The organism is Streptomyces sp. CG4 (genome assembly GCF_041080655.1).
Classification (GTDB): Bacteria; Actinomycetota; Actinomycetes; order Streptomycetales; family Streptomycetaceae; genus Streptomyces.
Genome location: NZ_CP163525.1, coordinates 1,674,905 through 1,695,114 on the forward strand (window position 1 = coordinate 1,674,905; position 20,210 = coordinate 1,695,114).

Annotated in this window: 17 protein-coding genes and 1 pseudogene; 2 read left to right on the plus strand and 16 right to left on the minus strand. The window is 73.4% G+C overall.

Going from position 1 to position 20,210, the window contains the following annotated elements:
• Window positions 1-5 precede the first annotated feature (5 nt).
• Window positions 6-782, plus strand: a complete 777-nt coding sequence (locus AB5L52_RS07775) for a creatininase family protein (protein WP_351563559.1) — start codon at window positions 6-8, stop codon at window positions 780-782.
• Window positions 783-940: 158 nt separating this feature from the next.
• Here the strand turns inward: AB5L52_RS07775 and AB5L52_RS07780 are convergent.
• The 5 genes and pseudogenes from AB5L52_RS07780 to AB5L52_RS07800 form a co-directional block, all read right to left on the minus strand.
• Window positions 941-1,993, minus strand: a pseudogene (locus AB5L52_RS07780) (lysylphosphatidylglycerol synthase transmembrane domain-containing protein); the annotation flags it as partial.
• On the minus strand, window positions 1,990-3,144 hold the full coding sequence (locus AB5L52_RS07785) for a class I SAM-dependent methyltransferase (RefSeq protein ID WP_369363087.1): 1,155 nt from the start codon (window positions 3,142-3,144) through the stop codon (window positions 1,990-1,992). The gene AB5L52_RS07785 and the pseudogene AB5L52_RS07780, both read right to left, overlap by 4 nt.
• Entirely contained in the window at window positions 3,141-4,358 is a 1,218-nt protein-coding gene (locus AB5L52_RS07790) for a glycosyltransferase family 4 protein (RefSeq protein WP_369363088.1), read from the minus strand. The genes AB5L52_RS07785 and AB5L52_RS07790 overlap by 4 nt, the downstream gene beginning before the upstream one ends.
• Window positions 4,355-4,753, minus strand: a complete 399-nt coding sequence (locus AB5L52_RS07795) for a 6-carboxytetrahydropterin synthase (RefSeq protein WP_351025139.1) — start codon at window positions 4,751-4,753, stop codon at window positions 4,355-4,357. Before AB5L52_RS07795 ends, AB5L52_RS07790 begins: the two co-directional genes overlap by 4 nt.
• A gap of 112 nt (window positions 4,754-4,865) precedes the next feature.
• Window positions 4,866-5,855 (minus strand): zinc-binding alcohol dehydrogenase, encoded by a 990-nt coding sequence (locus AB5L52_RS07800; RefSeq protein ID WP_369363089.1) that lies wholly within the window; start codon window positions 5,853-5,855, stop codon window positions 4,866-4,868.
• A gap of 106 nt (window positions 5,856-5,961) precedes the next feature.
• Between AB5L52_RS07800 and AB5L52_RS07805 the strand changes: the two genes are divergently transcribed.
• Complete coding sequence (locus AB5L52_RS07805) at window positions 5,962-6,723, plus strand: CDP-alcohol phosphatidyltransferase family protein (RefSeq protein ID WP_369363090.1); 762 nt, start codon at window positions 5,962-5,964, stop codon at window positions 6,721-6,723.
• An 83-nt stretch (window positions 6,724-6,806) separates the two neighbouring features.
• Here AB5L52_RS07805 and AB5L52_RS07810 read toward each other — a convergent pair whose 3' ends face one another.
• The 11 genes from AB5L52_RS07810 to fusA all read right to left on the minus strand — a co-directional run bounded on the left by AB5L52_RS07810 (window position 6,807) and on the right by fusA (window position 20,182).
• Window positions 6,807-7,523 carry a YcnI family protein gene (locus AB5L52_RS07810; RefSeq protein WP_369363091.1) on the minus strand — a complete coding sequence of 239 codons (717 nt, stop codon included), beginning with the start codon at window positions 7,521-7,523 and terminating at the stop codon, window positions 6,807-6,809.
• A 40-nt stretch (window positions 7,524-7,563) separates the two neighbouring features.
• A complete protein-coding gene (locus AB5L52_RS07815; RefSeq protein ID WP_351025128.1) occupies window positions 7,564-8,169 on the minus strand; it encodes a hypothetical protein in 606 nt (201 codons plus the stop codon).
• Window positions 8,170-8,260: 91 nt separating this feature from the next.
• Complete coding sequence (gene pstS / locus AB5L52_RS07820; protein ID WP_351025125.1) at window positions 8,261-9,412, minus strand: phosphate ABC transporter substrate-binding protein PstS; 1,152 nt, start codon at window positions 9,410-9,412, stop codon at window positions 8,261-8,263.
• A 131-nt stretch (window positions 9,413-9,543) separates the two neighbouring features.
• Window positions 9,544-11,253: an ABC transporter permease subunit gene (locus AB5L52_RS07825; protein ID WP_369363092.1), complete on the minus strand. Its 1,710-nt coding sequence runs from the start codon at window positions 11,251-11,253 to the stop codon at window positions 9,544-9,546.
• Window positions 11,254-11,256: 3 nt separating this feature from the next.
• Window positions 11,257-12,765, minus strand: a complete 1,509-nt coding sequence (locus tag AB5L52_RS07830) for an ABC transporter substrate-binding protein (protein WP_369363093.1) — start codon at window positions 12,763-12,765, stop codon at window positions 11,257-11,259.
• Window positions 12,766-12,768: 3 nt separating this feature from the next.
• A complete protein-coding gene (locus AB5L52_RS07835) occupies window positions 12,769-13,302 on the minus strand; it encodes a GNAT family N-acetyltransferase (RefSeq protein ID WP_369363094.1) in 534 nt (177 codons plus the stop codon).
• 80 nt (window positions 13,303-13,382) lie between these two features.
• The gene (locus tag AB5L52_RS07840) at window positions 13,383-14,747 is read right to left on the minus strand and encodes a GH1 family beta-glucosidase (RefSeq protein WP_369363095.1); all 1,365 of its coding nucleotides are present in this window, start codon (window positions 14,745-14,747) and stop codon (window positions 13,383-13,385) included.
• 38 nt (window positions 14,748-14,785) lie between these two features.
• Window positions 14,786-15,655 carry a carbohydrate ABC transporter permease gene (locus tag AB5L52_RS07845; RefSeq protein WP_369363096.1) on the minus strand — a complete coding sequence of 290 codons (870 nt, stop codon included), beginning with the start codon at window positions 15,653-15,655 and terminating at the stop codon, window positions 14,786-14,788.
• Complete coding sequence (locus AB5L52_RS07850; protein ID WP_369363097.1) at window positions 15,648-16,637, minus strand: carbohydrate ABC transporter permease; 990 nt, start codon at window positions 16,635-16,637, stop codon at window positions 15,648-15,650. The genes AB5L52_RS07845 and AB5L52_RS07850 overlap by 8 nt, the downstream gene beginning before the upstream one ends.
• Before the next feature lie 8 nt (window positions 16,638-16,645).
• Window positions 16,646-17,962, minus strand: coding sequence for an ABC transporter substrate-binding protein (locus AB5L52_RS07855; protein WP_369363098.1), 1,317 nt, complete (start codon window positions 17,960-17,962; stop codon window positions 16,646-16,648).
• Window positions 17,963-18,124: 162 nt separating this feature from the next.
• Window positions 18,125-20,182 carry an elongation factor G gene (gene fusA / locus AB5L52_RS07860; protein WP_369363099.1) on the minus strand — a complete coding sequence of 686 codons (2,058 nt, stop codon included), beginning with the start codon at window positions 20,180-20,182 and terminating at the stop codon, window positions 18,125-18,127.
• Between the last annotated feature and the right edge of the window lie 28 nt (window positions 20,183-20,210).

Sequence of the window (20,210 nt, forward strand, 5' to 3'; positions counted from 1 at the left end):
AAAAGATGAGTGGTTCGGGTGCGCGTGCGGCGGCAGACCGAGGGTTGTACGGCGTGTTGCCGGCGGACACCACGGAAGACGTGACGGCGCGGGGGGCGGGCGTTTCAGCACAGGTCGCCGTCCTTCCCGTGGGCAGTTTCGAACAGCACGGTGCGTTCCTGCCGCTGGCGACGGACACGCTCGTCGCCTGTGCCGTGGCGCGGGAGATCGCCGCCGCGTACCCGGTGCACCTCCTTCCTCCGGTGACGGTCTCCTGCTCGCACGAGCATGCCCGGTGGCCGGGGACCGTCAGCATCTCCGCCGTGACCCTCCATGCGGTGGTCTCGGACATCGCGGCGTCGTTGCGCCGTTCGGGTGTCGACGCGCTCGTCGTGGTCAACGGGCACGGCGGCAACTACGTGCTGGGCAACGTCGTCCAGGAGGCCTCCGCGCGCGGTGAGCGGATGGCGCTGTTCCCGGCCGCCGAGGACTGGGAGGCGGCGCGGGAGCGGGCGGGGGTGCGGACCTCGTTGCTCACCGACATGCACGCGGGGGAAATCGAGACCTCGATTCTGCTGCACGCTCATCCCGAATTCGTCCGCCCTGGTTACGAGTCCGCCGATTTCACCGCTGACGACCGTCGTCATCTCCTCACCGTGGGAATGTCCGCCTATACCGAATCGGGCGTCATCGGCCGTCCTTCCCTGGGTTCGGCGGAAAAGGGGAAGGAACTGCTGGCGAGCCTGGCGGATTCCTTCGAGTCGTACTTCGCGTTGCTCACCTCCGCGCGGGAACGCGGGTAGTCCGCCGCGCGGCCACCGGTCACGGCGGCTGCGGCGGCGTCCGCCGTGCCGGTCGTGCCGCGCAGACCGCCGTACCAGCGCACAGCGAGGACGACGGCGCCGGGCAGGCTCGCCACGAAGCTGAGCACGCCGTACACGACGGCGACGGCGATCCCCGTGCTCGCGTCGAGCCCCGCCGCGCCGAACGCCCAGGCGGTCACACCCTCGCGCGGTCCGAAGCCGCCGACGTTCAGCGGCAGCCCCATGGCGACCAGGGCGAGGACGGCGAGCGGGATCAGGTCCGCGACCGGGGCGGCGGAGCCGGCGACCCGGGCGGCCACGACGAACATCGCCAGGTGCCCAGCCAGGACGACGGCGGAGGACAGGGCGATGCCCGGTCCGCCCCGGCGGGAGAGCAGACCCTGGCGGGCCTCGCCGAGGGCGGTGCCGAGGCCGCCGGCCCGGCGCGCGGGCGCGCGGTTCATCCGGACGGCGAGGCCTATGGCGAACGCCCCGGCCACGGCGAACGCCACCGGCGCGGCGAGCTCACGGGCCTCGGCGCGGACCGGGGACGGCAGGGTCGGCAGCACCGCCGCCGCGAACACGGCCAGCGCGATCTGTCCGGCGACGCGTTCCAGGACGACCGCCTTGACCCCACGCCGCAGGTCACCGGCGCTCTGTCCGTGCCGGACCGCGCGATGTACGTCGCCCAGGATCCCGCCGGGCAGCGCCGCGTTCAGGAACAGCGCCCGGTAGTAGTCGGCGACAGCGGGCCCGAACGGCAGCCGGATGCGCAGGCCGCGGGCCACCAACTGCCAGCGCCAGGCGCTGAGCACGGTGGTGACCCCGCCGATGCCCAGCGCGGCCAGCACCGTCACCGTGTCGATCCGCCGCAGCCCGTCCACGAGTACGCCGGTGCCGAGCCGCCACAGCAGCACGCCGAGGATGACCACACCGACGAGGCTGCCGAAGTGCGTACGGAGCGCACGCAGACCGGGGCGCCGGGGGGTGGGGGTCGGCTGTGCGGTCTCGGGTGCGGGTGCGGTTTCGGCGGGCGGGCGTTCCGGGGTCCATGGCACAGTCTGGACCGTGCCGGCGCCGTACACGCACGCGCCCGCCGGGCCGGCCTCGGGCACGCGCGCGTGTACCGTCCCGGTGGTCGTCGCGCGAGCGTGGGTGCCCGTGCCGATGGCCCGGTGCTCCTGCTCCGTCGCGGCCGACCGTGCGGTCATGACGCCCCGCCCGTCGGCCGGGGCAGGGCCAGCAGGTCGTCGTGGTGGACCACGACCCGCAGTTCGCCGGCGGCGCAGGCGGCGAGCCGGTCCCGCAGATAGCGCTCGGCGCGTTCGCTCAGCTCGGGCCGGTGTTCCACGGCCGCGCCCACCCAGCCGCGCAGCCACTGCTCGGTCAGCGCCGACTCGGCGGGCCCGAGCCGCCAAGGGCTCGGGTGCACCCGTACGGTGGCCCCGCACGCGGCGAACGCCTCGCCGGCCACGGTGACCGCGTCCGGGCCGAGCAGCCCTCCGCGGCGCTGATGGGCGTTGAAGGCCTCGGTGATCTCCGCGTCCAGCGGGTCGGCCGGGGTGAGTTCGACGCGCCCGGCGACGGACAGGGTGAGCAGCGCGGGGCAACCGGCCCCGGCGCAGGCGTCGGCGAGGGTGACGACGTCCTCGCGGGTGAGGACGTCGAGCAGCGCGGAGGCGGTGACCAGCGAGGCACCGGCGAGGGCGTCCGGGGTCAGCCGGGCCACGTCGCCGCGCCGTGTCTCGACGGTGACGCCACTGCCGTCGGCGGCGGCGCGCGGGGAGGCCACGGCGGCGAAGTGCAGCAGGTAGGGGTCGCGGTCGTGCAGGACCCAGTGCTGGGGTCCGTCCAGGCGGGGCGCGAGCCAGCGGCCCATCGAGCCGGTGCCGCAGCCCAGGTCGTGCACGGCCAGTCCGCCGGTGCCGCCCGGCAGGTTCGCGAACCGGATCCGCAGCGGATCCAGCAGGTCCTGCGCACGGGCGGCCGCGTCGGCGGTTTCCCGCAACCGCAGCCACTCGGGCGCGTACCGGGCCGGTTCGTCGGGCTCGTCGCCGCGCAGTCGCACGGTGGCCCGCTCACCCGGGCGCCCGACCGGCCCGGCCCCGGCAACGACCGAGGAGTCCACACCACGCACCCCGCCATCATCGACGCCGACGCCGCGGTCCGCCTCCGCAGGGCTCACGCGACCACTCCCGACGCCGTCGGCCTCCGCGGCGTTCACCGGGCCGCTTCCGGCTTCGGGCCCGGCCTCCGGGCCGGACGCCTTCCCGCGCGCCAGGGCGACATTCGCCGCGCCGTTCGTCATGCCGTTCGTCATGCCGTTCGCCGTGCCCTTCGTCCTCGTCTCCGGCCTGGTCACGCCGCCCTCCTCGGTGCTTCGGGGAGCCGGGCCAGGACTGCGGCCAGGCTGCGGGCGGTGGCGGCCCAGCCGTCGAGCGCGGCGCGGCGGCCGCGGGCCGCGGCCTTGAGCCTGCGGCGTACGTCGGGTTCGCCGAACCAGCCGCGCAGTTCGGCGGCGAGCGCGCCGGGGTCCTCCGGCGGGACGAGGATGCCGGGCACCCCGCCGTCGGGGGCGCGGCCCACCGCCTCCGGCACTCCGCCCACGTCGGTGGCGAGGACCGGGATGCCGCGGGCCAGGGCTTCGGTGACCGCCATGCCGTAGGTCTCGGCGTAGGAGGCCAGGACCATCAGGTCGGCGGCGGCGTACGTGGCGTCGAGGTCCGCCCCGGCGCGCGGGCCGGTCAGGTGCAGCCGGTCGGCGAGGCCGTGCCGGTCGATGAGCGTGTGGAGCCGGGCGACGTAGCCGGGGTCGTGGCCCAGTCCGCCGACCAGCTCGCAGGTCCACGGCAGGTCCCGCACCGCCGCGAGCGCCTCCACGAGCCGGTGCTGGCCCTTGCGCGGGGTGACGGCGGCCACGCACAGCAGCCGGGAGACGCCGTCGGTGCCGGGCGCGAGCGGCGCGATGTCGGCGCCGGGCGCGGCGACATGCACCCGTTCCGGGGCGAGTCCGTGGTGGGAGACGAGCCGGCGCACCGCCCAGTCGCTGGTCGCGACGACCGCGGGCACGGCGCGCAGCACGGCGCGTTCGCGGGCGTCCAGGTCGGCGGCGACGGCCGGGGCGAGGCCGGTCTCGTCGCCGAGCGGCAGATGGACGAGTACGGCCAGGCGCAGCCGGTCGGCCTCCGGAGCGACGGTCTCCGGGATCCCGCAGGCCACGAGCCCGTCCAGCAGGACCACCGCGTCGTCCGGCAGGTCCCTCAGCAGGCGGGCGAGACGGTCGCGGGCGGCCTGGTCGGGGCACGGCCAACTGCCGGGCGCGGCGTGCCGGGTGACCTGCCAGCCGAAGCCGGGCAGGTCCAGGCAGACCCGGCGGTCGTAGGCGTTGCCGCCGCTGGGCGCGGCCGGGTCGTCGACGCCGCCCGGCAGCACGAAGTGCACGGTGCGCAGGGACATGGAGCTGATTCCGGCCTTCTCGACGGCGACGGCCTTCTCGACATCGGTGGCTCTCTCGCCGGCGTCGGGCTGCGTCGGTACGTACGACAGGTGCGTCCGCCGCGCGGTCGCCCCGGTCACAGGCCACGCTCGTAACTGGCCCAGGCGATGTGCGACTCGTGCAGGGTGACCGTGAGGCCCGCGAGGCCCTTGGCGCCCTCGCCGAGAGCGCCCTTGTGGATGCGTTCGGCGAGCCGGTCGGCGACCACCTTGGCGAGGAACTCGGTCGAGGTGTTGATGCCCGCGAACTCGGGTTCGTCGTCGAGGTTGCGGTAGTTCAGCTCCGCGGTGATGAGGCGCAGTTCCTGCGTGGCCAGGCCGATGTCGACCACGATGTTGTCCTCGTCCAGCTGTTCGCGGCGGAAGGTGGCGTCCACCAGGAACGTGGCGCCGTGCAGTCGCTGCGCGGGCCCGAACACCTCGCCGCGGAAGCTGTGGGCGATCATGATGTGATCGCGGACGGTGATGCTGAACAACGGACGACCCTCCAGGTACGACGCGTCTGGTCCCCCGTGTCCTTACCCGGCGGGGGATGCCGTGTAATACGGCTCTTCGCTTTCCCGCGTTCAGTCCTGTCTCACTCTTTTCTCAGGTCAGGCCCGTCTCGGCGTACCGAATCCGGTGGCACAGGGCGGGGATCTCGCCGGCGGCGAGCTTCGGCATGATGTCCGGGAGGTGCTCGAAAGCGCTCTCCCCGGTGATGAGGGCGTCCAGAGCCGGGTCGGCGAGCAGGTCGAGGGCGAGCGCCATCCGGTCGGCGTAGCCGCGCCCGGCGCGCGCGGCCGGGGAGACGGTGCCGACCTGGCTGCTGCGCAGGGTGAGCCGGCGGGAGTGGAAGGCCTCGCCGAGCGGCACGGCGACGCGCCGGTCGCCGTACCAGCTCAGTTCCACAACTGTTCCCTCGGGCGCGAGGAGCCGCAGGGCGCCGGTGAGGCCGGCCTCGGTGGCGCTGGCGTGCACGACCAGGTCGCAGTCGCCGAGCGCGTCGGCGGGCGTCGCGAAGTCCACGCCGAGCGCCTCGGCGGTCTTGGCGCGGTCCGGGTCGGCGTCCACGAGCTGCAGCCGTACCCCGGGGAAGCGGGCGAGCAGCGCGGCCACCGAGCAGCCGACCATGCCGCCGCCGACCACCGCGATCCGGTCGCCGATCAGCGGCGCGGCGTCCCACAGGGCGTTCACGGCGGTCTCCACGGTCCCGGCGAGCACGGCCCGCGCGGCGGGCACCCGTTCGGGCACGACGGTCACGGCGCTCACCGGAACGACGTAACGGCTCTGATGCGGATACAGGCAGAAGACCGTACGCCCGATCAGCTCAGCCGGGCCCTCCTCCACCGTGCCGACGCTGAGGTAGCCGTACTTCACCGGGCCCGGGAAGTCGCCCTCCTGGAACGGCGCCCGCATCACGGCGTGTTGGCTCTGAGGGACCCCGCCGCGGAAGACGAGCGTCTCCGTGCCGCGGCTCACCCCGGAGTACAGGGCGCGCACCAGGACCTCGCCCTCGGCGGGCGCCGTGAGGGTGATGTCGCGCAGCTCGCCGTGGCCGGGTGAGCGCAGCCAGAACGCGCGGGCCGAGCGGTTCATCGGCATCCTCCTGAACAGTAGGCAAGTTGTTCACGTACCGAGAAGTGCACAGGCCGCGCACAGTACGCGGCGTGATCGACTCTGTCACTCGGCCGGAGGGTGTGCGGTGGCCCTGAACAACACATATGACGCGAGGCCCCAGCAGGAAACCGCTGTGGGCGCGGGCCTACAGGTCCTGCTGCTCGCGTTGCTCGGCACGGCGATAGGCATGGGGCCGGCCGGCTGGCTGACGGGGCTTGCGTTCGCGTTCGCCACCTGGGCGGTGCTGGCCCGTGCGCTGCACCGCTCCTGCCTGCGCTCCTTCGGCCCCGCGAACCGGGTCACGCTCGGCCGGGCGACCCTGGTGGGCGGCGTGACCGCGCTGGTCGCGGACTCCTTCGAGAGCGCGCCGCCGGTGACCGTGCTGGTCGGCCTGACCGCGATGGCCCTGCTCCTGGACGGAGTCGACGGCAAGGTGGCCCGCCGCACCGGTACGTCGACGGCACTCGGCGCCCGCTTCGACATGGAGGTCGACGCGTTTCTGATCCTGGTGCTGAGCGTGTACGTGGCCACGCAACTCGGCCCGTGGGTGCTGCTGATCGGCGGGATGCGGTACGCCTTCGTCGCCGCGGCCCGCCTGGCTCCCTGGCTGAACGCCCCGCTGCCGCCGTGCTTCGCCCGCAAGACCGTCGCCGCGGTCCAGGGCATCGCCCTGCTCCTGGCGGGCGCCGAACTGCTCCCCCGGCCGGCCAACCTCGCGATCGTGGGGCTGGCCCTGGGCTCGCTGCTGTGGTCCTTCGGCCGGGATGTGCTGTGGCTGTGGCGGACGTCCCGGGTGCCCGCGGAGGCGCCGGCCGGGGCGGAGCTGCTGGAGCTGGCGGTGCGCTGAGGGACCAGGCCGGGGCACGAAACCCAAAGAGGCAGGGCCCGGACCGGGGTGCCGGTCCGGGCCCTGCGCCATGGTTTCGGCGGTTACGACCGTGCGGCCCGGCTTCGTACGAGCGCGAACGCGGCGGCCGCGAGGCCGAGGACGCCGACGACCAGGCCGGCGATGCCGAGCCCACGGGCGGTGGAGTCACCGGTGTCGGCCGCCTTGGCGGTGGCGGCGGGCGCGGTCCCGGCGGGCCGGGAACCGGCGTCACCGGCGGTACCGGCCGTGAGCTTCAGCACCGGGGCCGGGTTCTCCGGCTCGCCGCCGCCGGTCGGCTCCTCGATCCAGCGCGCGACCTTGCCGTCGGAGTAGGTCTGCAGGGTCTTGAACACCAACTGGCCGACGTCGTGCGGAAGTTGGCCGAAGGCGACGTTGAAGTCCTCGTACTGCCCGGCGTCGATCTTCCCGCCGCTGAAGGTGATCTCGGAGGCGGCCTCGGTGATGGTGCCGTCGTCGGTCTTGACCGGTGTCCTGAGCTTGGTGGTGGTGACCTTGGCGGTCCAGCCGTCCTGCGGATGGACGAGCACGCCGAGGACGGGGTGGTCGGTGGGCAGGAAGACCTGCACCTTCGTGGTGGAGGCGCTGTCCTCCTCGTTGGGGACGCGGAAGGTCAGCACACCGTCGGTGGCGTCCTTGGCGTAGCTGTCGGGGTGGACGGTGACATGCGCGGAGGCGGCACCGGCGGCGAGGAGGACGGCGGCGCCGGCGACCGCGGCGACGGTTCCGGCGCGGCGCGGGGTCATGCGGGTTACGGACATGGGTGAGTCGGTCTCCGTACGAGTGACGTGCGGGAAAGGGTCAGAGCGAGTACGGGACCGGGACCGGGGGTCCGCGCCGGCTGACCGCGTGCCGCAGCGGGGTTCGGCGGCGCGGTTCGGGGCCGGCCGGGACGCGCGGGGCGTGCGGGGCGGGGGCGGGCAGCGGGGCGTCGCGCCACCAGGCAGCGAGGCCGGGGACGAGCGTGACGGTACGGCGCAGCACCGACCACAGCGCGGCCTCGCCCCGCCGCAGCCACCACGACGCGACCAGCGCGGCGAGGAGGTGGGCGGCGGTGGCGTGCGCGGTGCTGTGCGGGTGGGCCGTCGCGTGGGAGTGCATCGCGGCCATGGAGTGGGCCATGGAGTGGCCCGGCGGGGCCGCCGTGCGCGGGGTGCGGTGGGCGGCGTCGAAGCCGATGTGCAGCGCGACCTGGGTGAGCAGCATGGCGGCACCGATGCCGGCCAGCGACCGCTCCCGCTCGCCGAGGCTCCAGCCGAGCGCGAACACGCCCAGGAACCCGGCCGCGTCGGCCCACAGCGGCGGCATGTCCCCCATGGCGAGCCCGTGCCCGGCGGCGGCGAGCAGCACGCACACCGCGGCGAACACCGCGGCACGCAGACCTCTCACCGCCGGGGACGCACTCATGGTGAGGGATCCTGCCACGTCCGGGTGATACGTGCGCCAGGGACGTCGTGTTCAGCCACCGGGGCACGGCCGAGGCGTGGCCGGGGCGTGGCTAGGACAGGGTGCCGATCCTGCTGCGGACCTTGTCCACGATCTTGGCCGGGAGCGTCGCGTAGCCCTCGAAGCTCAGGTCCTGCTGGCCCGTCGTGCCGGCGATGTAGGTCAGGAAGGCCTTGGTGGCGGGCCAGGTCGCGGGCTTGTTGCCCTGGTCGCAGACGATCTCGTACGTGACCATGTCGATCGGGTAGGCGCCCGCGGCCTTGGTCGCGTAGTCGAGTTTCAGCACGAGGTCGTCGCCGCCCGCGAGGGTGGCGGCGGCGATCGCCTTGGAGGCCGTGAGGACGTTGGCGTCGACCGGAGCGGTGGACCCGCTGTCGATCGCGACCGTGGGAACTTCGCGCGCGAGCGCATACGTCAGCTCGACGTAGCCGATCGCACCCACCGTCTTCTTCACCTGGTCGACGACGCCCGAGGAACCCTTCGCTGACTCGCCGCCCTTGGCCATCCAGACCTTGTCGTGCCCGTACGTCCAGACGCTCGGCGCGGCGGCGCTCAGGTAGGAGGTGAAGTTGTCCGTCGTGCCGGAGGAGTCGGAGCGGTGTGCCGTCCGGATCGGCGTCGAGGGCAGCGTGGCGCCGGGGTTGAGCTTGGCGATCGCCGGATCGTTCCACTTCGTGATCCGTGAGTCGAAGATCCTGGCCAGGGTGGGGGCGTCCAGGACGAGTCTGCTGACTCCGGGCAGGTGGAAGGCGAGGGCGATCGGGCCGCCGACCATCGGCAGGTGGACGGCCCGGCCGCCGTGGGAGCAGACGCTCTTGGACTGGGTGATCTGGGCGGCGCTCAGTGCGGAGTCGGAACCCGCGAAGGCGGTCCTGCCCTTCAGGAAGTCGGCCTGGCCGGCTCCGGAGCCGTTGCCCTCGTAGCTGATCCGGTCACCGGGACAGGCCCGCGTGTAGTTCTTGATCCACACCTTCATCGCGAACTCCTGCGCGGTCGAGCCGGAGCCCGCCACGCCGGCCGCCCTGCCGCAGGCGACACCGGTCCCGGTGACGGCGGGCGAGGCGGCCGCGGAGGAGGGGCCGGCGGGCCGGGAGCCGCCGCCCGAGCCGCAGGCCGTCAGAAGGAGGGCACCGCAGACCAGCGCCGCACCGACCGCCGGGCCGCGCAGCCCGCTCTTTGGCTGAAGCATCACTGGCTGACGCATCACTCTTCGCCTCTCCTCACTGTCGACCGCCGAAGACGGCCCCGTACACCGGTGTGGTGCCGCAGGATCCTCGCGGCCCACTGCACAGCGACGACTGCGCACGGTAACCATAAGCAATCAAATGATCACATTCAGTGAAGGCTGCGCCGTCGCCGTCGGCTTCGTGGCAGCGTCGCCGCTGTCACGGCGAGCACGCCCAGGACGGCGAGGACGGCGGCGGGCGCGAGGACGGTCCACGGCGCGCGCTCGGCGTACGGCTGGTTCTCCGCGAGGAGGTGGCCCCATTCGGGCGACGGCGGCTGGGCACCGAGGCCGAGGAAGCCGAGTGAGGCGAGCGCGAGGGCGGTGCCGGGCAGCCGCAGCAGGGCGTGCCGGGTGACCGGCGGGACGACGGCCGGCAGCAGTACGTGGCGCAGCAGATACCAGCGGCCGGCGCCGAGCGCACGGGTGGCGGTGAGGTGGAGCGCGGCGCGTTCCTGCCGCAGCAGGGCGGAGGTGTGCGCGGCGAGCGGCGCCCAGGCGACCGCGGCGACGGCCAGCGCGGGGGTGGCCGGGCCGCCGCCCGCGACGGCGCTGACGAGGAGCGCGGCGAGCACCGGCGGTACGGCGTTGACGGTGTCGACGAGCGGCCCGGACAGCCGGGGCAGCAACCCGAGCAGCAGCCCGGCCAGCAGTGTGCCCGCACTGATGGCAAGAGCGAGCGAGAGCGTGTCGAGGGCGCCGTGGGCGATGCGGGCGAGCAGGTCGCGGCCGAGCGCGTCGGTGCCGAACGGGTGCTCCCGGGAAGGGGGTTGGAGGCGGGCCCGGGTGTCCACGGCGAGCGGGTCGCGGGGCAGTCCGGCGGCGAGGACGGCCATCAGGGCGGCGGCGAGGACGAGGGGCGTCGTACGCCGGGCGGGCGCGGCGGGCCGGTGCAGGGCGGGGACGGCGCCGTCCCTGAGTGCGGGGCCGATGAGCAGGCGTACGCCGAGCCGGGCGGCGCCCGCGGCGAGGGACGCGAGGAGCACCAGGGCGAGGGTGCCGGCCTGGAGGACGGGCAGGTCCTGGGCGAGGGCGGCCTGGAGGGTGGTGCGGCCGAGGCCGGGGATGTCGAAGATCTGCTCGACGGCGACGGCGCCGCCGGTCATGCCGACGACGAACAGCGCGGTGTTGGGCAGCAGTCCGGGCAGACAGCGCCGTACCGCCTGCCGGGCGATGGCCCGCGCGGGCAGTCCGCGGGCGGCGGCCGCCCGCACCCAGGGTTCGGCGAGGGCGCCGGGCAGCTGGTCGTCGAGGAGCCGGCCGAGGACGGCGCCGGCGGGCAGGCCGAGGGCGAGGGCGGGCAGCAGGGTGTACCGCGGCCCGTACCAGCCGAGGGCGGGCAGCCAGCCGAGCTGTACGCCGACGACGGTGGCGAGCACGGAGGCGGTGAGGAACTCCGGCAGTGCGGCGAGCACGGCGGAGCCGGTGCCGCCGGGCCGGGTGCGCCCGCCCCGGTACAGGGTCGGGGCGCACACCGCGGCGGCCGTGCAGCCAGCGACGAGAGACGCGACCGCCATGAGCAGCAGGGAGGCGCCGAGCGCCTGGAGCACGGTCGGCCCGACCTCGGCGCCGGAGATCCAGGACCGCCCGGCATCCCCGCGCGGCAGTCCGCCGAGCCAGCGCCCCAGCAGCATCAACGGCCCGTCGTCCAGGCTGAGTTGACCGCGGATGGCGGCGAGGACCTCGGGGTCGGGGTCGCGGTCCTGGGCGCGGGCCTTGAGGACGGTGAGCGCGGGATCGGTGTGCGCGAGCCACGGCAGCAGCCCGATCCCGCACACCAGGGCACCGGCGAGCGAGCCTCGCCACAGCAGGGTGCGCATCGCTCAGCGCCGGGTGCCGGTGCCGACGAGGGCGCGCTCGTACGGGTCGAGGAGCACGCCCTTGACCGCGCTGCCGACGCCGGTGATGACGCGCTGGTGGACCAGCGGTACGACGGTGTCGGTGCCGAGGATCGCCGCTTCGGCGCGCAGCGCCGCGGTCCGCCGTTCGGCGGGGTCGGCGGTGCGCTCGGCGGCGGCCACGGCCCGGTCGACGCCGCGGTCGCACAGCAGGGCCAGGTTGTAGCCGCCGTCGCAGGTGTAGTCGCCGGCGAGGACGGCGACCGGGTCGCCGGTGTCGACGAGGCTGTTGCGGGCGAGCACGAAGGCGTCGAACTTCCCGGCGAGCGCGTCGCTCTCCAGCCGGGAGTACTCGCGCACGACGAGCCGCACCCGGAAGCCGGCCTTCTCCAGCTGCTGCTTCAGCACCTGGGCCACTTCGGGGAGTTCGGGCCGGTTGTCGTAGGTGGCGAGGGTGACGGCGGTCCCGTCGGCCGGCTTGGCGGCTGCCCTGCCCCCGGGCCGGAGGTGCTTGCCCTCGGCCCAGGTGACGGCGGGCCCGTAGATCCCGGCTCCGCGGTCCGCGTGCCCCTCGTACACGCCCCGGGCGAGGCCGGAGGTGTCGACGGCGGCGCGGGCGGCGGCCCGCAGCCCGGCGTCCCGGAACGGCCCGGAGCGGGAGTTGAGCAGCAGACTGGTGGTCCGCGCGGTGGCGGTCTCCCGGCGTGCGCCCGCGTCGAGCGTGGCGGCCTGGGCCACGGGCACGGCCTCGGCGATGTCGACGTCGCCGCTGCGCAGGGCGTTGGTGCGGGCGGTGCCGTCGGCGACGAAGCGGACGTCGATGCCGGCGGTCCGGGCCCGGCCGCCCCAGTAGCCGTCGTACCGCTGGAGGGTCGCGGACGCGGTGCCGTTCACCTTCTTCAGCACGAACGGCCCGGTGCCGCTGCCGGCCGGATCGACGGTGCCCCGGTGCGCGTACGCCTTGGCGGACAGCACGGCGAGGCCGGGGCTGGACAGCCGGAGCGGCAGGATGGGATCGGGCCGCCCGGTGGTGATGCGCAGCCGGTGCCGGTCCACCGCCTCGGCGGTCAGCTCGACGCCGGACACGGCGGCCGGGGCGGGCCTGGCCCGGGCGGCCTGCGCGAGCGAGGCGGCGACGGCCTGCGCGGTGACGGCGGTTCCGTCGTGGAAGGCGGCCTCGCGCAGCGTGAACAGCCAGCTGCGGGCGCCCTCCTGCCGCCAGGAGGAGGCGAGGGCGGGGGCGGCGGCGCCGTTGCCGTCGAGGGCGGTCAGCGACTCGGTGATGCCGAGCCGGCTGAGGATGGTGCCGTCGGCGCCGTACGGGGAGAGCCGCTCGGCGGGCGGAAAGGCGAGCGCGACCCGCAACCGGGCTCCGCCGCCGGCGCCCTGTTCGCCGCCGCCGGAGCTGAAACAGCCGGCCAGCAGCGGCGCGACCGCGAGCGCGGCGAGCACACGGGAGCGACGCAGCACACGAAGGACGGAGGACGTACGCATCGGCTACCGCCCCATCGGAAGCTCGAAGTGGACGAGGCTCTGGGGGTGTTCGGCGTCGGTGCGCTCATCGTGGACGACCGTGCCGAGCGACCGCCAGAACGCCTCAGCTCCGGGTACGGCCGGATCGGTGTGCAGATAGACGGACCGGTATCCGCCGTCGGCGACGGCGAACTCCACGAGCCGCTGGACCAGTTCCCGCGCGATCCCCCGGCGCCGGTGCTCGGGCCGCACGTACACCCGGCGCAGCTGCGCCGTCTCCCCCGGCGGATACCGCTCGGCCAGCCGGCGCGGATTCGGCGGACACTCCGGCCCGCGCGAGTCCAGCGCCCCGGTCCCGACGACCTCTCCGGCCCCGTCGACCGCGACGAGCAAGGTGTGCCGCCGGGACCCGAGATACGCGCCGCCCGGATCCACGATGTCCCCGTGCCACCGGGGCACGTAACCGGTCCCGAAATCCCGGTGGACGGTATCGAGCATGACGGCCCGGGCGCCGTCCAGATCGGTGAGGGTCGCTGGCCTGATGCAGTACTTACGCACTTGCACATCATATGCATCAACTGGGAGGGAACGTTCCGCTCGGTGCCTCGGCCCCCGCCCACCGGCCGGCCGGGCCCGGCTCAGGCGGCCCGGCGCGCCTGGGCGCGGTGGCCGCGGACGAGGTCCGCGTACCGGTGTCCGCTGCCCTTGATCGTGCGCACCTGGGTGCGGTAGTCGACGTGGACCAGGCCGAAGCGCTTGTCGTAGCCGTACGCCCACTCGAAGTTGTCCAGCAGGGACCAGGCGAAGTAGCCGGTCAGCGGGGCTCCCCTGCGGGCGGCCGAGGCGCAGGCGGCGAGATGGGTCTCCAGGTAGTCCTGGCGCTCGGGGTCGTCGACGCTGCCGTCGGGGCGGACCACGTCGGGGAAGGCGGAGCCGTTCTCGGTGACGTAGATCTTCCGGGCGCCGTACTCCTCGGTGAGCCGCAGCAGCAGGCTCTCGATGCCGTGCGCGTCGATCTCCCAGTCCATGCCGGTGCGCGGCACGCCCTCGCGGCGCACCGACCGCGCGTACGGCGCCGGGCCGTCGGGGGCGGCGGCGACGTAGGCCGGGAAGTAGTAGTTCAGTCCCAGCCAGTCCAGCGGCGTGGCGATCGCCCCCAAGTCGCCGTCCTGGAGCGGGAGTTCCACGCCGTATGTGTCGATCATGTCGGCCGGGAAGCCGCGGCCGTGGACCGGGTCGAGCCACCAGCGGTTGACATGGCCGTCGTGGCGGCGGGCGGCCGCGTGGTCCTCCGGCCGGTCGGTGGCCGGGTGCACGGTGGAGAGGTTGTTGACGATGCCGACCTGGGCGTCGGGGACGGCGGCGCGGATCGCCCGGGCGGCGAGGCCGTGGCCGAGCAGCAGATGACAGGAGGCGCGTACGGCGGCGGTGAGGTCCGCCTCGCCGGGGGCCATCTTGCCCTCCAGGTGGCCGATCCACGCGGAGCAGCTGGGCTCGTTGAGGGTGGCCCATAGTTTGACGCGGTCGCCCAGGCGGGCGGCGACGGCCGCGGCGTACTCGGCGAGCGCGAAGGCGGTGTCCCGCTCGGGCCAGCCGCCGCGGTCCTGGAGCACCTGCGGCAGGTCCCAGTGGTAGAGGGTGACGGACGGGGTGATGCCGGCCTCCAGCAGGGCGTCCACCAACTCGTCGTAGAAGGCCAGGCCCCTGGCGTTGACCGGGCCGGTGCCGCCGGGCAGCACCCGCGGCCAGGCGACCGACAACCGGTAGGCGTTGACGCCGAGTTGCCGCATCAGGCCGATGTCCTCGCGCCAGCGGTGGTAGTGGTCGCAGGCGACGTCGCCGGTGTCGCCGTTCGCGGTCTTCCCCGGGGTGTGCGAGAAGGTGTCCCAGATCGAGGGCGTACGGCCGTCCTCGGCGACGGCTCCCTCGATCTGGTACGCCGCGGTGGCCGTGCCCCACAGGAAGTCGTGCGGGAGGGCGGCGAGGTCGATGCGTTCGGACACGGAAGTCCCTTCGGAATGCGAGGTGTGGGTCGCTCGGGTCACTTGACGGCACCTGCCGTCAGACCGGCGACGAGATAGCGCTGCAGCAGCAGGAAGCCGGCCACCACGGGCACGCTGACGACCAGCGAGGCGGCCATGATCTGGTTCCAGTAGACGTCGTAGAGGGTGGAGTAGCCCTGGAGTCCGACGGCGAGGGTGCGGGTGGCGTCGTCGGTCATGACGGACGCGAAGAGCACCTCGCCCCACGCGGTCATGAAGGCGTAGACGGCGACCGCGACGATGCCGGGGATCGCGGCCGGTACGACGATCCGCAGCAGCGCGCCGAGCGGGCCGCAGCCGTCCACCAGCGCCGCCTCGTCCAGGTCGCGCGGCACCGAGTCGAAGTACCCGATCAGCATCCAGATCGAGAACGGGAGGGAGAAGGTGAGGTACGTCAGGATCAGGCCGCCGCGGGAGCCGAACAGGGCGATGCCGGTGGCGTTGCCGATGTTGACGTAGATCAGGAACAGCGGGAGCAGGAAGAGGATGCCCGGGAACATCTGCGTCGACAGCACGGTCACCGTGAAGACCCGCTTGCCGCGGAAGGTGTAACGGCTCACGGCGTACGCGGCGAAGACGGCGACGACCACCGAGCAGATCGTCGCCGAGCCCGCCACGATCAGCGAGTTCACGAAGTACCTCGCGAGCGGGACCGTCGACCAGATGTCGATGTACGGCCGGACGGTCAGGCCGCTGGGCAGCCAGCGGAACGTGCCGGTGACGTCCGCGAGCGGCTTCAGCGAGCTGGAGACCATCACGTACACCGGGATCAGTACGAACCCGGTGAGCAGGGTGAGGAAGATCCGCCGGGACCACAGGAACGAACGCGGCGGCACCATCGGCGACTTGGCCGTCCGGGATTCAGGCATCGGCCGTCCTCCGTCCGCGCGAGGTGAGCGCCAGATACCCGCCCGTCACGACCAGCAGGAACAGCAGCAGGAGTACGGACATCGCGGAGCCGGTGCCGAAGTTCCAGGTGACGAAGGAGGCCTGGTAGATGTGGACGGAGAGGAGGTCGGCGGCCTCGGGGGCGGACTTGCCGAACAGGACGTACGGCGTGTTGAAGTCGTTGAAGGTCCACAGGAACAGGATCAGGATCAGTACCTGGTTGACCGGGCGCAGGGACGGCAGGGTGATGCGGCGGATCTGCTGCCACATTCCGGCGCCGTCCAGGGCGGCCGCCTCGTACAGTTCCTTCGGGATGTTCTGCAGTCCGGCCATCACGATGAGGAAGGCGAACGGCCAGCCCTTCCACACCGACACGGTCAGCAGGGCGTAGAAGCTGTTGTCGCCGAGCAGCCAGAACGCGCGCTTGTCCGTGAGGTGCAGCTGGTCGTACAGGACGTGGTTCACCAGGCCGTTGTCGTGCTGGAACATGAACACCCAGGTGATGACGGCCGCGTAGACGGGCAGCGCGTACGGCACCAGGAACAGGGCGCGCAGCAGTCCGCGGCCGCGGAAGGTGTCCTGCATGAAGATCGCGGCCGCGGTGCCGATCAGCCAGCACAGGCCGACCGACAGCAGCGTGAAGCCGACGGTGACGAAGAAGGAGTGCAACAGGGCCTTGCCGACGGGGGCGTCGAAGTCCACCGACACCTTGTAGTTGCCGAGGCCGGACCAGGGGGCGGTGCCCCAGTCGCGGATGTAGAACTGGGTGAGCTCCTTGAAGCTCATCACGATGCCGATGACCATCGGCAGCAGATGGACGAGGAGTTCGAGCAGCAGGGCGGGCAGGAGCAGCAGATACGGCAGGGAGACGCGACGGAGCCGACCGGTACGGCGGCGGGGTTCGCGCACCGCGGCCCCGGGGGTCTCCTGTCGCACCGGCTCCTGGAAGGCGGTGGTCGTCATCGTCGCTCTCATGCCGCCGGCATCTGCTGCTGGGCCTTCTGCAGTTCGGCCTTGACCGAGTCGGTGGTCACCGCGCGCCCGGCGGCGGCGTCGGCGAACAGGTCCTTGACGGCCGTGCCGACCGTCGTCTCGAACTGCGACTCGGACGCGACCTGCGGCAGGGCGGCCGCGCTGGTGGCGAGGGTGTTCTTCAGGACGGCGGTGCCGGGCGTGCCGAACACCGGGTCCGCCTGGGCCGACTTGACCGGCGGGATGGAGCTGTAGGCCTTGTTGAGGATCCTCTGCTCGGCGTCGGAGGTCATGAACTTCACGAACTGCGTGGCGCCGTCGAGGTTGTGGGTGTTCTTGAAGACGGCCAGGTTGATGCCCATGACCGCCGAGTCGACCTGGGTGCCGGAGCCGGGCGTGCCGGAGATCACCGGTACCGGCGCGATGCCGTAGGCGTCCTCGCTCATGCCCTGGGACTTGAGGTTGGCGGCGGCGGACTGCCACAGCAGCATCGCCTGCCTGCCCTTGGCGAAGTCGCTGACGGACTGGTTCTGCGCGTACTCGGCGTCGCCGGGCGGGATGACCTTGTCCGTGGCCATCAGGTCGACGTAGCTCTTGACCGCCTCGACCACCTTGGGGCCGGTGAAGTCGGGCTTGCCGTCGGCGGTGAAGAAGCCGGCGCCGTGCTGCTGGGCGAAGACGAAGACGTGGTGGATGTTCTCCGCCAGGTTCGAGCCCTCGGCGCCGAGCGCGGACTTGCCCTCGGCCTGGATCTTCTTGCTGTCGGCCGTCAACTCGGCCCAGGTGGCGGGAGGCTTGTAGAGGCCCGCGTCGGCGAAGATCTTCTTGTTGTAGTAGAGGGCGTACGCCATCGAGTACAGCGGGACCGCGGCCGGGTCCTTGCCCGCCGCGCCGGTCGAGCCGAGCGCGGTGTCGGCGAACCGGTCCCTGCCGCCGATCCTGGCGAAGTTCTTCGCGTCCCACGGCAGCAGGGCGCCGGTCGCCTGCAGCGAGGCACTCCAGGTGTTGCCGATGTTCAGCACGTCCGGGCCCTGACCCGAGGTGGTCGCGGTGAGGATCCGGTTCAGCAGATCCGACCAGGGCACGACCTCCAGCTTCACCTTGATCCCGGTCTGTTTCTCGAACTTGTCGAGTTCGGGCTGGAGGACCTGCTTGTCGACGGCGACGCCGGCGCCCTGGTTGGAGGCCCAGTACGTCAGCGTCTTCGGGGAGTCGTTCGACCCGCCCCCGGTCGCGGAGCCCCCGCCGCAGGCCGTGGCCGCGAGGGCGAGAGACAGGGTGACGGCGCCGGTGGCCGCGGCTCGGAATCTGCGCATGGCTCCTGGTGTCCCTTTCCGGGAGGCGGGTTCCTCATGTCTTAATTTAGGACGTGAGTTAATCCTCAGGAGAGAAGCACGTCAAGGGATCCGGCAACGACGGACGTGCGCAGGGGCCCGCACCACCCACCGGGTCGGTGGATGGTGCGGGCCCCGCCCCCGCTACCGGACCGGGACCGGCCGCGGGGCGAGGGCGTAGCCGGCGGGCCGGGTCGTGAAGGTGCCCCGGCCCTGGGTGCGGCTGCGCAACCGGGTGGCGTAGCCGAAGAGTTCGGCCAGCGGCACGGTCGCGGTCAGTACGGCCGCGCCGCCCCGGGTCTCGGAGCCGCCGACCCGGCCGCGCCGGGCGGCCAGGTCGCCGAGGACCGAGCCGACGGCGTCCTCCGGCACGGTGACCGTGACCTCGGCGACCGGTTCCAGCAGAGCCGTCGCGCAGGCGCGCAGGGCCTCGCGGAGCCCGAGCCGGCCGGCGGTGCGGAAGGCCGTGTCGGAGGAGTCCTTCACATGGGTGGAGCCGTCGGTGAGCGTGACCCGGAGTCCGGTCACCGGGTGCCCGTGCAGCGGGCCCTCGGCGAGCGCGTCCCGGCACCCGGCCGCCACCGCGCGCACGTACTCCTGCGGCACCCGGCCGCCGACCACGGCGGAGTGGAACTCGAAGCCGGTGGCGCCGGCTTCGGGGCCGAGGGGTTCCACGTCGAGCACCACATGGGCGAACTGCCCCGCCCCGCCGTCCTGTTTGACATGCCGGAACACGAACCCGCTCACCCCCCGGGCGACCGTCTCCCGGTAGGCGACCCGCGGCCGGCCCACACCGACCTCCGGACCGCCCTCGCGGCGGATCTTCTCCACCGCGACCTCCAGATGGAGTTCCCCCATCCCGGACAGCACGGTCTGCCCGGTCTCGGCATCGGTGCGCACCACCAGCGAGGGGTCCTCCTCAGCCAGCCGCGCCAGCGCCGTCGCCAGCCGGCCGGTGTCCGCGGCGCGCCGGGCCTCAACGGCCACGGACACCACGGGTTCGGCGGCCTGCGGCGGCTCCAGGAGCAGCGGGGCGCCGGGGTCGCACAGCGTGGAGCCGGCCCGCGCCGACTTCACACCGGCGAGCGCGACGATGTCACCGGCGACCGCCCGGTCGAGCTGGGCGTGCCGGTCCGCCATGACCCGCAGGATGCGCGCGACGCGCTCGGTGCGCCCGGTGCCCGGGTCCCACACGGTGTCTCCCTTCTCGACGGTGCCCGCGTAGACGCGCACATAGGCCAGCCGCCCGGCGGCGTTCGCGTTCACCTTGAACACGAGCCCCGCGAACGGCACTTCGGGGTCGGCGGCCCGCTGCTGCTCGGTGCCGTCGTGGACGCCGCGCACGGCGGGGACGTCCAGCGGCGAGGGCAGATAGGCCACGACCGCGTCCAGCAGCGGTTCGATACCGCGGTTGCGGTAGGCGGAGCCGCACAGGACGACCACACCGTCCCCGGTGCGGGTGAGCTCGCGCAGGGTGGTGGCGAGGGTGCCGGCGGAGAGGGTCTCGCGGTCGCAGAACTCCTCCAGGGCGGCCGGGTGCAGCTCGGCCACCGTCTCCTCCAGCGCCCGGCGCCGCCGTACCGCCTCCTCCCCCAACTCCTCGGGCACCGGCCCCTCCACGGCCGTGGCCGCGCCGTCGGCCCAGACCAGCGCGCGCATCCGCACCAGGTCGACCACACCGGTGAATCCCTCCTCGGTGCCGATCGGCAGCTGGACGACGAGCGGTGCCGGGTGCAGCCGCCGCCGAATGGACTCGACGGCCCGGTCGAGGTCGGCGCCCGCGCGGTCCATCTTGTTGACGAACGCGATTCTCGGTACGCCGTGCCGGTCGGCCTGCCGCCACACCGACTCGCTCTGCGGCTCGACCCCGGCCACGGCGTCGAACACGGCGACCGCCCCGTCGAGGACGCGCAGCGAGCGCTCGACCTCGTCGGCGAAGTCGATGTGGCCGGGGGTGTCGATGAGGTTGATGCGGTGGTCGTCCCAGGAGCAGCTGACGGCGGCGGCGAAGATGGTGATGCCGCGGTCGCGTTCCTGCGGGTCGAAGTCGGTGACGGTGGTGCCGTCGTGCACCTCGCCCCGCTTGTGGGTGGTGCCCGTCGCATACAGGATCCGCTCGGTGACGGTGGTCTTGCCCGCGTCGACGTGGGCGAGGATGCCGAGGTTGCGGACGGCTGCCAGGGTGGTGATGTTCGTGCGCACAGCCCGGGGCCTTTCTCAGGATCAGGGA

Excerpts from the sequence above, each read along its gene's own strand:
- AB5L52_RS07800 (WP_369363089.1), bottom strand. The coding sequence starts at position 5,855 with ATGAACCGCTCGGCCCGCGCGTTCTGGCTGCGCTCACCCGGCCACGGC.
- AB5L52_RS07815 (WP_351025128.1), bottom strand. The coding sequence starts at position 8,169 with ATGAGTGCGTCCCCGGCGGTGAGAGGTCTGCGTGCCGCGGTGTTCGCC.
- AB5L52_RS07810 (WP_369363091.1), bottom strand. The coding sequence starts at position 7,523 with ATGTCCGTAACCCGCATGACCCCGCGCCGCGCCGGAACCGTCGCCGCG.
- AB5L52_RS07855 (WP_369363098.1), bottom strand. The coding sequence starts at position 17,962 with ATGCGCAGATTCCGAGCCGCGGCCACCGGCGCCGTCACCCTGTCTCTC.
- AB5L52_RS07775 (WP_351563559.1), top strand. The coding sequence starts at position 6 with ATGAGTGGTTCGGGTGCGCGTGCGGCGGCAGACCGAGGGTTGTACGGC.
- pstS (WP_351025125.1), bottom strand. The coding sequence starts at position 9,412 with ATGCGTCAGCCAGTGATGCTTCAGCCAAAGAGCGGGCTGCGCGGCCCG.
- AB5L52_RS07830 (WP_369363093.1), bottom strand. The coding sequence starts at position 12,765 with ATGCGTACGTCCTCCGTCCTTCGTGTGCTGCGTCGCTCCCGTGTGCTC.
- AB5L52_RS07850 (WP_369363097.1), bottom strand. The coding sequence starts at position 16,637 with ATGACGACCACCGCCTTCCAGGAGCCGGTGCGACAGGAGACCCCCGGG.
- AB5L52_RS07845 (WP_369363096.1), bottom strand. The coding sequence starts at position 15,655 with ATGCCTGAATCCCGGACGGCCAAGTCGCCGATGGTGCCGCCGCGTTCG.
- AB5L52_RS07825 (WP_369363092.1), bottom strand. The coding sequence starts at position 11,253 with ATGCGCACCCTGCTGTGGCGAGGCTCGCTCGCCGGTGCCCTGGTGTGC.